15 protein-coding genes are annotated in these 13664 nt (G+C 34.8%); all 15 read right to left on the bottom strand.

Annotation, left to right across the window (positions count from 1 at the left end):
* Positions 1 to 25: 25 nt before the first annotated feature.
* The 15 genes from rpsI to SUDEN_RS00415 all read right to left on the bottom strand — a co-directional run bounded on the left by rpsI (position 26) and on the right by SUDEN_RS00415 (position 13634).
* Positions 26 to 415 carry a 30S ribosomal protein S9 gene (rpsI, locus tag SUDEN_RS00485; protein WP_011371729.1) on the bottom strand — a complete coding sequence of 130 codons (390 nt, stop codon included), beginning with the start codon at positions 413 to 415 and terminating at the stop codon, positions 26 to 28.
* 10 nt (positions 416 to 425) lie between these two features.
* Entirely contained in the window at positions 426 to 848 is a 423-nt protein-coding gene (gene rplM, locus SUDEN_RS00480; RefSeq protein WP_011371728.1) for a 50S ribosomal protein L13, read from the bottom strand.
* A gap of 119 nt (positions 849 to 967) precedes the next feature.
* Positions 968 to 1480: a C40 family peptidase gene (locus tag SUDEN_RS00475; protein WP_011371727.1), complete on the bottom strand. Its 513-nt coding sequence runs from the start codon at positions 1478 to 1480 to the stop codon at positions 968 to 970.
* A gap of 51 nt (positions 1481 to 1531) precedes the next feature.
* Entirely contained in the window at positions 1532 to 4243 is a 2712-nt protein-coding gene (locus tag SUDEN_RS00470) for a RecB-like helicase (protein WP_011371726.1), read from the bottom strand.
* A gap of 1 nt (position 4244) precedes the next feature.
* A complete protein-coding gene (locus SUDEN_RS00465; protein WP_011371725.1) occupies positions 4245 to 4478 on the bottom strand; it encodes a VF530 family DNA-binding protein in 234 nt (77 codons plus the stop codon).
* Positions 4479 to 6824, bottom strand: a complete 2346-nt coding sequence (locus SUDEN_RS00460; RefSeq protein ID WP_011371724.1) for a PD-(D/E)XK nuclease family protein — start codon at positions 6822 to 6824, stop codon at positions 4479 to 4481.
* Between the two features lie 14 nt (positions 6825 to 6838).
* Positions 6839 to 7345 carry a FixH family protein gene (locus tag SUDEN_RS00455; protein WP_011371723.1) on the bottom strand — a complete coding sequence of 169 codons (507 nt, stop codon included), beginning with the start codon at positions 7343 to 7345 and terminating at the stop codon, positions 6839 to 6841.
* Positions 7332 to 8036, bottom strand: coding sequence for a hypothetical protein (locus tag SUDEN_RS00450; RefSeq protein WP_011371722.1), 705 nt, complete (start codon positions 8034 to 8036; stop codon positions 7332 to 7334). Before SUDEN_RS00450 ends, SUDEN_RS00455 begins: the two co-directional genes overlap by 14 nt.
* A 107-nt stretch (positions 8037 to 8143) precedes the next feature.
* A complete protein-coding gene (locus SUDEN_RS00445) occupies positions 8144 to 8353 on the bottom strand; it encodes a DUF4006 family protein (protein WP_011371721.1) in 210 nt (69 codons plus the stop codon).
* Positions 8354 to 8363: 10 nt separating this feature from the next.
* On the bottom strand, positions 8364 to 9287 hold the full coding sequence (locus SUDEN_RS00440; RefSeq protein ID WP_011371720.1) for a cbb3-type cytochrome c oxidase N-terminal domain-containing protein: 924 nt from the start codon (positions 9285 to 9287) through the stop codon (positions 8364 to 8366).
* A gap of 9 nt (positions 9288 to 9296) precedes the next feature.
* Complete coding sequence (locus tag SUDEN_RS00435; RefSeq protein ID WP_011371719.1) at positions 9297 to 9500, bottom strand: cytochrome c oxidase, cbb3-type, CcoQ subunit; 204 nt, start codon at positions 9498 to 9500, stop codon at positions 9297 to 9299.
* A 9-nt stretch (positions 9501 to 9509) separates the two neighbouring features.
* Entirely contained in the window at positions 9510 to 10202 is a 693-nt protein-coding gene (ccoO, locus tag SUDEN_RS00430) for a cytochrome-c oxidase, cbb3-type subunit II (protein ID WP_011371718.1), read from the bottom strand.
* A gap of 15 nt (positions 10203 to 10217) precedes the next feature.
* A complete protein-coding gene (gene ccoN / locus SUDEN_RS00425) occupies positions 10218 to 11711 on the bottom strand; it encodes a cytochrome-c oxidase, cbb3-type subunit I (protein ID WP_011371717.1) in 1494 nt (497 codons plus the stop codon).
* 224 nt (positions 11712 to 11935) lie between these two features.
* Positions 11936 to 13081 carry a glutamine-hydrolyzing carbamoyl-phosphate synthase small subunit gene (gene carA, locus SUDEN_RS00420; RefSeq protein ID WP_011371716.1) on the bottom strand — a complete coding sequence of 382 codons (1146 nt, stop codon included), beginning with the start codon at positions 13079 to 13081 and terminating at the stop codon, positions 11936 to 11938.
* A gap of 1 nt (position 13082) precedes the next feature.
* Positions 13083 to 13634 carry a DUF507 family protein gene (locus SUDEN_RS00415; RefSeq protein ID WP_011371715.1) on the bottom strand — a complete coding sequence of 184 codons (552 nt, stop codon included), beginning with the start codon at positions 13632 to 13634 and terminating at the stop codon, positions 13083 to 13085.
* Positions 13635 to 13664 lie beyond the last annotated feature (30 nt).

Here is a 13664-nt window from a genome sequence, read left to right as displayed (position 1 = left end):
ACTGAAAAAGAGGTCTCTATAACGATTAACGCTTAGAGAACTGACGAGAACGACGTGCTTTACGCTTGCCTGGCTTTTTACGTTCAACAACACGTGAATCACGAGTCATCATACCCTCAGGTTTTAGTATAGCTTTTAACTCTGGATTGAAACGTACTAATGCACGAGAGATTCCGTGACGAAGAGCATCAGCTTGACCGCCAAAACCTCCGCCTAAAACTGTAGCTACAATGTTTACCGATGTATCTTGTTTTGTTAGTGCAAGAGGTTGTTTAACACGAAGTTTTTTAGCCTCTAATCCGCCTAACCATGCATCTAATGATAAACCATTGATTGTCATAGTCCCAGCGCCTGGAGTTAACCATACTTTTGCGATTGACGCTTTACGGCGTCCTGTTGCATATACTTTTTTCATATAGTTGTCCTTACTTAGCTAATTGTGCAGAGTGAGGGTGTTCAGCACTTGCATAAATTTTTAATTTTTTAATCATCTTAGCACCAAGCTTAGTTTTAGGAAGCATACCACGAGTAGCTAATTTGTAAAGCTTCTCAGGATTTTTCTCTAAAAGTTCAGTCATTTTAGTACTCTTAACACTGCCGAAGTAGCCAGAGTAAGAGAAATACTCTTTATTAGCGATTTTGCCAAGACCATTAAATTTTGCTTTAGAAGCGTTAACTACTACAACATAGTCACCACAATCAATATTTGGAGTAAAACATGGCTTGTTTTTACCACGAAGTAGAGTTGCTACTTCAGTAATAATACGACCAAAAGTTTTACCTTCAGCATCAATCAAAACCCATTTTTGATCAATTTGTTCAGGAGTTGCAATTTTCGTAAATTTCATTCTTGAACCTTTCAAGTAATTTTCTTAACATCAACATATTTAATGCCTGTTTAATTGGCGAAAGTATATCTTTTTTTACTTACATAAACCTTAATTTATGGTTTTTTTAAGGTTTTAAATTAATCATCTTTTGAGACTATACGTTTAGCATATAAGAAACGTTTTTTATAATATCCCTTGTCTATAGCGTCGTATTGAACTTTTTTATTTCTATAAGAGGCATGAATGATTTTTCCATCTCCTGCATATATGCCTACATGTGATGGGGCTTTTTTATAAGTTCGATAAAAGAGTAAATCTCCTACTTTTAAATCTTTAAGCTCTATTTTTTTGCCATATTTTGACTGTTCTGTAGCCGAACGTGGAAGCAAGATTCCAAACTCTCCAAAAACTTGCTGTGTAAATCCTGAGCAGTCAGTCTTCTTTTCGCCCTTATTTCCAAATCTATATGGAGTACCTAAAAACTCTTCTGCTTTCGATAGGAGCCTAGTTGTAAGTGGCTCAATTACTCTCTCTTGCTCGCTTATATCTTCACTTATATGTGGAAATCCATAATCTTCATCACTTTGAGTATTGGCTAAGAGCGCTGTACAAAGAAAAAAAAACGTTATGATAAAAAAGTTCTTAAACATTAATCCTCTTTGTATATATTTGCAAAATTTTACTATAAGTTTTATTTAACTTTAGACTTTTACTATCTTTATCTCATCTTCTAGCAGATAAATTATATACCCCAGCGCACTCTTTTTGGTAATCTCTTCTACCGCTTTTACGTAAGAGCGCACCTGCTTTACATGCTCATACATGTACAAATTTGAGCTCTTGTAATCGAGTATATTATACCCCTCTTTACTACGTACTAAAAGATCTATATATCTAAGAGAGTTTTTATAACGGAGTGCTTTTTCTCTATAACATACACCATCAACGATAGAGATAAACTCACTATTCTCAAGTAGCATCTCTACTCTTTTTTGGATATCTTTTATCTCGCTCTCTTGAAGAAGTGCGCCATATTTATTAATCATGCTATCTTTAGCATTAGCTATATTTTTTGTTTTAAACTCGCCTAGCATCTCTAACATGTAGTGCATCGCTATTCCAAAATTTATAGATACAAAATCGCCCTCTTGCTCTTTTTCGAGTTCTAAGATATCACTTTGTGTCCCATAAAAGAGTTCTTGATACTCCAAGGGTATAAACTCTTTTTTGATATTTTTCTCTTTAGATGTACACTTTAGAACTCCATTTTTTTGCACTCTTAAATCTAAAATATCAAAAATAGACTCTTTTGATTTTAAAACTACTATAAGATTTTCTCTTGCTCTTGTAAAGGCTACATAATGGGCATTTAAACTATCCTCTACCTGCAAAGCTTTCTCTTTTAAAAGAGCTAAGGCATACTTCTCATCAACACTCTCTCTGCCTTTGATACGCAAATAGATATTTTCTAACGTAAGTCCATCATATTCATAAATCACAGCTTCACGTGATGGTGGAGTTTTTGTAAGCCTATCCATCACTATTACATGTTCATATTCTAACCCTTTTGATTTATGCACAGTTAGCACTCTTACACCTCTAAGCTCCGAAGCAGCAGCGCTTACATCCATCCTCTCATACTCAAAAAGTAGTGCCTCTATATCGTTGTATCTTGAGATTGCGTCTAAAAATCTAAGTAGATTAAAGCTATCGCTAAATAAGCTAAACTCTCTTATCGCCCCTTTTACTACCTGCAAAAGTTCAACTCTATTAAAGTCAATTCTACACATAGGACGAAACTCTTGTGATATAAGAGCAAAGAAATTATGTGCATAGATAGCTTCACCAAAGTAGTGAAATTTTAGATATTCCAAAAGAGCTTTGACGCTGTTTTGATTTATCAGTTTTGTTGTTGTCTCTGTTACAACTTCAATATTTTCTGCTTCCAATGCCTCTTTTACTGAGCTGCCATCTCTATTTGTAGCACAAAGAAGGGCTATCTCATCTATATCTGCTCCAAGCGCTAAAAGGCTCTTTACCTGTGCAACAACCTCTTCTAAAACCTCATCATTTTGCACAACTTCAACATACCCATAGTTAGCGGCTTCTCTGTAGAGCTGTGGCGTATAATTTTTTATCTTATCTATAAAAACACTATTTACAAACGAAACTATCTCTCTTTGTGAGCGATAGTTTGTGAGCAATTTTTCTACATGTGTAGAGTTCTCTCTCGCTACACTCTCAAAGAGTGCGCTCACACCGCCACGGAATCTATATATGGATTGCTTAACATCGCCCACAAAAAAGAAACTTCCATTTTTAAAGATTCCTTCTCCAGAGGTTATCTCATCAATAAGCGGTTTTAGTATCTCATACTGCAAAATACTAGTATCTTGAAACTCATCCAAGAGAATATGCTCTATCTGCGCATCAAGCCTAAAGTACAAAAACTCACTATCATCACCAAGAAGTTTTAAAATCTGATATACAAGATATGTCACATCACTAAAACTAAGCTCATTATCATCCATATATAGCGCTTTTTTACTCTTAATATAGGTGTCAACCAGCCCTTTTAACGAAAAAAAGAAGTTCTGCTCACGTCCTCTATTTTGGTTTTTTATGGCATCTTTTATCTTGTGCAACAGTTCATCCATAGCAGGAGTGTAGCACTTTGCAAAGGTTCTGTAATCTAGGCTTTCCCTCTCTAGCCAACTCTTTGAGCAAAGCTCTTCAAAATCTTTTGCTTCAACAGATTTTATTGCTGTACTTGAAGCGCTAGGGCAAGAAGTCACAATCGTTTTAAGCTCTGACATATAAGAGAGTGCTTCCTCTTCAAATACCTCTATATTTTGTTTTTTAAACTCAATATGTTTTAGCTCTGCAAACTTGACATAAAACTCATCTAATAGTTCAAAGATATCACTAAGACGCTTATTTGAAGAGAGCCAGAGCGATATTAGCCTCTCCTTTTGATTTGTTATACTTACCTCTTTTAAAAAACGCGAAAGAAGCTTTAGCTCATGCTGAGAAGAAAATGTAGAAAAATCTGGCATAAGTGAAGCATAAAGGGAGAATTTTCTAAGTATTTTTGTGAAAAAACTATCTATCGTCATTATCTTTGTATGTGAGTTTAAAAACTCATCCAAAACTCTTTGACGATTCTCTAAAAGATACTCAATAGAGAGCCCTGTAACTCTTAGAATCTCATCTAACTCGCCTCTATGTTCTAGCTCTTCGAGTGTTGCGATAATCCTCTCTTGCATCTCACTTGCGGCTTTGTTTGTAAACGTAAGCGCCAATATCCTTGAAGCCTTTGCTCCCATAAAGAGCAGACTAAGATAGCGAACAACAAGCATAAAAGTTTTTCCGCTTCCAGCACTCGCCTCGTAAGCTAGGTTATTTATAACCATTTTAGCTCTGCTTGCCCATACTTTTTATGTAAAGTTCTTCAACTTTTGCCCTAGCCCACGGTGTTTTTCTCAAAAACTTCAAACATGAGCTAATTGTTGGATTTATCAAAAAACATCTAATATCCACTTTTGCACCCAACTCTTTAAAGCCGTAACGCTCAATCAAGACCTCTAAAATATGTTGTAGTGTAACACCATGAAGTGGGTTGTTTTTGTTTTTTTCTTCTTCTTTCATCTATTCCCTTTGACAAATAATTTTAAATTCACAAAATTGACAATTTTTTATATCTTCACACTTGCTAAAATTTAGATGTTCTATATTTAGCAAATCTTTTACATGTGAGCCTAAGATGGAGAGTTTTTCGCTCAAGAGTGGCTCTGTTACTATCTTTGATTCTTTTAAATCATAGTATCCGCACTCTTTTACCTGACCCAATGTTGAGGCTAGAAGATAGTAAAATTCAAGCTGGAAGTCTGTTGCTTCTGTGAAGTTTTTTTGAGTATATATTGGATAGGAGCCAGTTTTATAATCAAGCACATAGAGTTCATTCTCTTTTATATCTATCCTATCTATCTGCCCATTTAACACCATCCCGCCAAACTCCACACTAAGACTCTTTTCACACTCTAAAACTACATATCCCTCAGCAAACCTTTTAATCTCATTTTGAACAAAAACGCTCATTCTTCTCTCTTGAACAGCCATGAGATAGCCCTCTAGCTCACTCTCTCCAGATGCACAACTCATCTCTTTATGCAAATCTTTTCTTAACTCCTCAAGGCTCTCATAGGAGCTTTTTTTTGTGTATAGCTCCTTTAGTGCTTTATGAACGTCACTGCCTATCTCATGTTCTTTTGGCATATCTTTTGGAATCTCATGATTTTTTAGTTGCATAATATAACGATAGTAATATTTTCTCTTACATGTAAGAAATGTTTTTAACTTTGTAGCAGAGAGCGTCTTGCCCCTAAAGCTATAATCAAAAGAAATCTCTCTCTCTTGTTGTTTGTTCACACCTGCTCTACTAAAGAGCAAAGAGGCGTACTCTTGCTCGTTATGTTGATTGTTTTCTTTTATATTTAACTGTTTTAAAAATCTTGAACCAGCACTCTCTTTTGACTTTACAAAACTTATCGCTACCTCTTTTGAGCCATTTATAAGCATCTCATAATAGTGCTTTTGTAAATTTTCTCTATCACTCATAGTTGGAAGGTTTGCCATCTCTCTTACTTGAGTGTTTAAAAACATATCTTTATCACTTTTTTTTGGAACGTTTGAGTCATCGAAATCAACTATTATTATTGCCTCAAAAGTTACAGAACGAGTCTCTAAAACTCCCATAACGGTTATTTTTCCACCTCTAACATCATCTAATGTTCTTTTTGATAATCTCTGCATAAATAGATTTATGACTGATTTTACACTCATCTCTCTCATAAAAGGCAAAATATTTTTAAATTTATAAAGCTCTTCATCAAATATTTTTATCTCTTTTTTACTGCTTGAGCTCTCTTTATACTCTTTTAGAAACTCTAAAACATCAACATCTTTGCTTTTGCCCATGTATATTGCGCTAAGTTTTATAAGAAACTCATCACCCTCTCTTCTTAGCCTAGCATAATTCTCTTTTGAATCTTGCTCTATATACTTACATGTAGCGTTTAGTTTTTTATATATCTGTGTGTTAGTAAATGGCTCACCCATGGCAAAGTTGAAGTTTGATTTTTCATCAAATACCCCCAAAACAGTAGCAAACTTCTCATCTGGCAAGATAAGTGCTATATTCTCTGCTTTGTAACCTTTTTTTATAAAGTCATAAATTTTCTTTTTTACAAATGCGGCTTGTAGAATTGGCTCACTAAAAGAGTCAGCAACTATATTTTTATTATGTATAATCTTCTTTGTTTCTACTATTTTCTTCTCATTTAGAGAGATTTTATATCTATAGCCAACCTCTAGTTCTATACCCAACTCTGCAAACTTTACTCTCATTTTTGAGTTAAATCTGCTTGTGCTAAATATAAGTTCAACGCTGCAAAACTCACAACACTTATGCAGCAGTTCAAACTCAAAGTTTGTCAGATGACCATCAACATGTAGCTCTAGAGCCTCATGACTTTTTGCATACTCTTCGTTAAAAGTGTAGAGCTTTGGGAGAAATATTTTATCAAGGAATTTACGTTCAGAGCATAACTTCTCATACCTTTTATGCAGCTCTTGTAGAATTGCTATATGCTCTGCAAATTCAGCATAAATATCAGAGTTCTCTAACTCTTTTATATCGTATAACTCAGCACTAAGTTCTTGAAAAAATTTAAATATATATGATGAATTTTTTGTAAATGTAAAGAAATTTCGCTCAATCTGTAGGTTTTTAAAATCACTAAAATCACTTGCTTCTAAGAGCAGAAGCACTCTGCTATCTTCATCAAGTATCTTAAAATCTTTAACTATACAAAGTCTTGATATAAAATCACTCATAGTGATAAAATGTGCCAAGAAGAGGTTTTCGCCCTCTAGCTTCAACTGTTCATTGCGAATAGAGCGAGCTGATGGGAGTACTATAGTTTGGTTATTCATGGCTTAATTATAGCCTAATACTCTACTATATTCATCCCTCTTGTGTCTGTTTTTATGTTGTAAAATCTGCTTGTTTCGCCAACACTCACTTGAGCCATAATATCCCATCTTCCATCTGCGCTAAGTGTTGTCGGCTCAAAAGTATATACGCCGTTTTCCACGCTTGGATTATTTAACTCTTGGTCATTTTTAAGAGTTGATGGTCTTGTAAGTACCACTTTTATAGTTGCATTATTTACAGGATTTGACTCTTTATCGCTAATTTTATAAGCTATGACACTTTTATCTTTTGTAAATGTCTGAGTTACGTACTCTATATTGTACTTCTTATCAAAATCTATTTTAGCCTTTATAAGCTCGTTTGCTTTAGCATCAGCGTCATGATAACTCATCATGTATGTGTCACTCTCTTGGACTGGAAGCGAACTTGTTACTACTATGGTTGCTATACATGCTCCAAATATAAAAATAATTGATGCACTAATCGCATATGGCCAAATTCTGCCGTTATTTAGTTTCATTTTTCTGCTTTCTTAAATATAGTTTTCTTTTAATATACATATATATACCATAAAGAACAAAACCGTAAAATAATACTTTTACAACAAATATACTCTGCTGATTTGCACTCCCCACGCTATTTTCAAGCACCACACCTTTACTTGATGCAATCTGGTCTGCTATATCTGCATAACCGTTAAACATTGAGCCTGAATATTTGCCAAGTAGCTCATTATCTTTTGATTTTTGAGCTAAAAGAGGGATAATTGTTCCGCCATAATCGCTTATAATCTCTTTAAACATCGCAAAACTATCACTATAAAATAGTGCTATTGTAAAAGCTTGTACTACTGAAGCAACTGGACTTAGTATCTGTTTTTTATCAAAATAGTTATATAAAGATGTCTCATTCGCCAAAATATCCACTTTTGTATCCATCTGCGAAAAAGTGAGCAAAATAGTAGGTTTATCAAACTCTGCTAGGAGTTGCTCTTCATACTCTACTATATTTTTAGAATCTGGCAATTTTTTTAACATAACAAGTCTAAGAGAGATGCCTGTTTTTTCGTAAAGCTCAGATCCTAGTTTTTCTATCTCAACATTAAATGCTGGATTAAATATAAGTTCATCTTTATATAAGTATTGTGCAACCAATGAAGAGTTAAAAAAAAGGGTGAGAAGGAGGGCATAAAGCCCCCTTGAAAACTTCAACTTTTTCCTAACCAATATAGAGATGATTAGGTGTTAAAACTGCATAGAGTGTATATAGAGCCATTAAAACTAAGCCCCATGAAATAATTTTTTCCATCTTCCACTCCTTACTTTACATCAACAACATGATCAGCCACATTAGAGCCAAACATTTTTATAGATGCTTCATCTTTTATGTCGTAATAATTTGCTGCACTAGCATGTTGAACATTAATAGCCCAAAGTGTTAATCCAACTAAAATACTAAGCAGTAGCACTGTTGCTACCAACATGCCTGTTATCCCATCAATAGAGAATACGCTTCTATTTTCATTCATAAACGACCCCTTATTTGCTTATGTTAGTGATATATGCACCAACAGCTTCTTTTTGTTTATCGTTAAGTCTATCAAACTTAGGCATAACACCTATCATACCTTTTTTACCATGAGTTAAAACATTTGTTACTAAAACAGGTGAGAAAGCTACAAGATTTGGAGCAACTGCCTCCATGCCTTTTCCATCTTCGCCATGACATGCAGAACAAGCACCAACAAAAATATCAGCACCATCTCCACTCATACCATTTGCTACATACTTAGAAACTACTTCTATTTCAGCATCTGTAATAAGTGCACCTGTGTTATTGTTAAATAGTCCATTACGATCAGGCATTGGCATCTCAGAGCCAAGAAGCTGGTAGTTTGAACCATTCTCAATAACATGTTTAACAGAAGCAGCATCTATTCTTTTATTTAAGTTTGCTGCTTTGCCATCAATACCATCAGCATTAATTCCGTGACAAACTTTACACTCAGCTAAAAATACAGACTCACCCATCTCTACTAATCTATCACCAGTAATATCTTTATACTTAGCTTCAAATTTAGCATTATGAACTGCTGTATCTTCATTATACTCACCAATTTGAGAGTACGAATTTACAGGATAACCTATTGTAAAATACCACATACCCCAAATCATTGTAAGTAAAAACATAACAGCCCAGCCAGTTGGCAAACTGTTCTTATACTCGCCTATTCCATCCCAATTTTCATCGGCAAGTTCACCAGTTGCACTGTCTACTTGCATCTGACGAACATATTTAATTACAACAAAAACTGTAATTATAACTAGAGCAATTGCTCCTGCAATTGCAAGCATATTAACGATGTCGCCATTAAAACCGCCCTTTGATGTCCCAACAGACAGATATGTCAGTATTAACATCAAAACGGTAAAAATAGCTCCTCCAAGATAAAGCTTATTCATATATCCCTCCTATTTCTCTTTCTCTTCAGATACAGCTGACACTGGAGCATCGTCTATATCATCTTTTAGTGCCATATTGCTATAACTCTCATAGTCGACCCCATCAGCATCTCTCTTTTTTGTGTAGAGGTGGTATATATAACCATACAACACTAAAACAAGAGCAAATGTTAATATAAAGTATCCGTAAGCCTGAATCTCTGCAATATTCACTTCAAACCCCTATTTAAGACTATTCAAATATGCTATTAATGCAACGATTTCAGGGATTTCACCACGCGCAACTGCATCTTTTACATCTTGATCTTTCATATCCACTGCAACTATTTTCGCCTCTTCTAAAGCTATATCATGAGCACCTTTAAGACTTTGAGCCATCTTTACATTTTTCACAGAACCATCTCTCATAGGTACATCTTGATTGTAAGGAACCGAAAAATGCTCTGCAACTGTTAACTGTTCCGCATATGCTGTATCTATATCAGCTTTATTTGTAAACATCCAATTGTATGCTGGCATAATTGAACCTGGAACAACACTTTGAGGATCTTTCATATGATTTTCATGCCAGTCAGTAGTTCTATAGTTACCAACACGCATTAAATCTGGACCTGTTCTTTTTGAGCCCCAAAGAAACGGTCTATCGTAAGCATATTCTCCACTTAGTGAATAGTGACCATAACGGTCAGTCTCTGACTTAAATGGACGAACAAGCTGAGAGTGACAAGCATTACAACTGTTTTTAATATAAACGTGACGACCAGCCAACTCTAAAGTAGAGTAAGGAGCCGTACCGATTACAGGACGAGAAGCTTGAGCAAAATTTGGAAGAATCTCTATCAAACCTGCAAAAGCAATTGCTATAAATACACCTACCGCAAAAAAGAACGGATGTTTTTCTAACCAATGAAACATATTTTATCCTTTCAATTAAGCGCCCATAGGCGATGCATTTTGTAATTCACGCTCTTCAACAGGGCGAGAAGACATAGTCTTATAGATGTTATAAGCAAACATCAAGAAACCAACTAGGTATAAAAGACCGCCTATTCCACGAATAGTATAGTAAGGGTGAAGAACTGTTACAGTATCTATGAATGAGTAAGCTAAGTTACCAAACTCATCATGAGCACGCCACATCATCCCTTGTGTAATCCCTGCAATCCACATAGAAGTAAAGTACAGAACAACACCTAACGTTTGAATCCAAAATTGTGCCGTCATAATCGCTTTAGAGTAAATTTCACGTTTAAATACACGAGGAGCCATATGGTATAGAGCTGCCATTATCATAAAGCCAACCCAACCAAGAACACCATCATGTACGTGACCAACAATCCAGTCAGTAAAGTGAGCAATAGCGTTAACTGATTTAATCGCTTGAATTGGTCCCTCTAATGTTGAGAACATGTAGAAAGTTGAAGCTAAAATCATAAACTTAATAAGTGGAGACGCTGCAACTTGTTGCCACTCACCCTTCATTGTAAGGAGCATATTTATAGCTGAACCCCATGATGGAAGAATCAAAATTACAGAGAAAATCGAACCCATTGTCTGCATCCAGTCTGGAACAGTTGAGTATAGCAAGTGGTGTCCACCAGCCCATAAATAAACAAACATTAGTCCCCAAAAAGACAATAATGAGAGTTTATACGAGTAGATTGCCTGACCTGACTCTTTTGGTAAAAAGTAGTAAATCATAGCAACGATAGGAACTGTAAAACCAAATGCAACTGCATTATGACCATACCACCACTGAACTAGAGCGTCATTTGTTCCTGCATACATTGATACAGAGTGATACCATGCACCTATCCCGCTCTCACCTGCTGGTGAAGTAGCGAACATTGTAGGAATTTCCATATTGTTAAATAGATAAAGCATAGCTATTCCTAAGAACGTTGCTATATAGTACCATACAGATATGTAGAGTGATTTTTCACGGCGGATACCGATAAGACCAAAAATACTCATACCAAATAAAACCCAAACAACAACTACGCCAATATCTATAGGCCACTCAAATTCAGCATACTCTTTTGAAGTAGTAACTCCCGCAAAAAGAGAAACAACAACAGCAGCTACAACTGCTAAATAGAGCCAAAAATGAAGTTTTCCCAAAGCCATAAGTAGCTTTGATTCTGCCATCGATACTTTTAAAACACGCTGACCTACATAATACCAAGTAGCAAAAACACCACTTAGTGTAAAGCCAAATATTACTGCATCTGTATGCAGCGGACGAAGACGACTGAAGTTAGTATATTCAGCTAGATTATCCCCAAGTATTAAATTTAACCCTGGATATGCAAGTTGAAATGCTAATATTACACCGATGAGCATTCCGACAATTCCTAAGACGATGGTTGTAAGCATAAACATCTTAGCAATTGTGTAGTCGTACTCTAATGGACGATTTTCCATATATAGCCTCCTTAAAGATTCAAAGTAATTAAGTTTAATTAACTTAAGCTAAATTTATTAAACTAATCAACTTCAGTATAGTAACAGTATAAATGTTTAAGAATTCTTAATTATTGCCAAAATTTTGACATTTTTTGTATTTTTGCCTGCACTTAACATTATATTAATAAAAAAATGTTATGGTTCAGGCTATTTTTAAGAGGAAAATGTGAGGATAGAGGCTCTTATCTTTTAATTAAAGATAAGAACTCGTTGAAGATATATCTGCTCTCTTTTGGTCCAGGACTAGATTCTGGGTGATGCTGAACAGAGAATATTGGGGAGTCGTTGTACTTTAGACCCTCAATTGTGTTATCAAATAAATTCGTATGTGTCACTTCTGCAACTTCTACAATATTATCTGGAACATTATAGTTATGATTTTGAGCAGTAATCTCTACCAATCCTGTTCTCATATTTTTTACAGGCTGATTTCCACCATGGTGACCAAATTTTAGTTTAAAAGTATCATATCCATGAGCAATAGAGAGAAGTTGATGACCAAGACAAATCCCAAACATAGGAACTTTTGCGTCTATTAATTTTTTAATCTCTCTTTGTTCATGCTTTAGCACAAGTGGGTCTCCAGGGCCGTTTGACAAGAAGACTCCATCAATCTCTTTGTTGTTGTATCTTTTTATAAGCTCATCGCCACTAAAGTTATTTGGGATTACCTCTACGCCAATTTTTGCACTTACCAGCTCATTTAAGATATTTGTTTTTACGCCAAAATCCAAAACTACTATATTTGCCTCAGATGCTGGAGCTTCATCAAATTTAAACTCTCTATCATTATATGTTGATTGAGTATGTTTATATGCTACTTTTGTGCTAACTTGTTCTATATAATTTACATGTTCTATTCTAGAGCTATTTTGTAAAATTTTCTTCAACTCATCTTTGTTGCTAATTTCAGTTGAAGCTATCATCATCATAGACCCCTCTTCTCTTAGCATTTTAGTTAAGTATCTTGTATCAATATCGCAAATACCCATAACATTTTGTTTTTTTAAGAAATTAGAGAGAGAGTCTTCTGCTCTAAAGCTAGAGTATCTATCTTGATACTTTCTAACTATCATCCCTTTAGCATGTGCTGATTTACTCTCCATATCTTGAGCATTAACACCAACATTTCCAATCTCTGGCATAGTAAATGTTACAAATTGACCTGCATAAGATGGATCAGACATAATCTCTTGATAACCACTCATTGATACGTTAAAAACTATTTCACCAACGACGGTACTCTCTGCCCCAAAGCTATTTGCCTCTAAAAAAATTCCATTTTCAAGATAAATCCAAGCTCTTTTTTTTAATAATTCCATACTCATTTTACTCCATGCCCCTTCTAGTTAGCTCTTCTCTATAAATTTTCTCATATAAAATATCAAACTCATCAGTTCCTGGTATATATCTTTTTTTGTATGTTTTTATCTTATCCATAATAATATTGTCAAGTTCAGAAGCTTCAGTAATAAATGAAGTTATAGAATTGTAGATAATGTTTTTTATACGATTTTCTGTTACATCAAAGTGGATTAAATCTTCTTCGTATAGTTCATCAAGTATTTTATGAGATATATCAGAGTAGCGCTCTTCATAATTTAGAATTACACCAAATTCTGGGGCTAGTTTTTTCTTTATCATAAAGAAGAGCTGTCTCTCATCTACTAAGTTGAACTCTATCTCTTCTTCATTTGCTTCACATATCTGGTGTGTCTTCTCTTCAAGTGCCATCTCTTGCTTGGCATCGTGAGACAATATTTTTTCTGCCTCTTTTGCTATAGGCTCAAGTCCTTTTGTCATCTTGACGACATCACTTTTATTTAGGTCAATTGCAATCTTGTTGGCTATATGAGGGATAGTTTTAAGTGATATTTTCATCCAGAAACCTTATATGTATTAAAATAAATT

The sequence above is a fragment of the Sulfurimonas denitrificans DSM 1251 genome (assembly GCF_000012965.1).
In the GTDB taxonomy this organism is placed as follows: Bacteria; Campylobacterota; Campylobacteria; order Campylobacterales; family Sulfurimonadaceae; genus Sulfurimonas; species Sulfurimonas denitrificans.
Note: the sequence above shows the minus strand (reverse complement) of the source record. Positions and strands in the feature narration are given on the sequence as shown.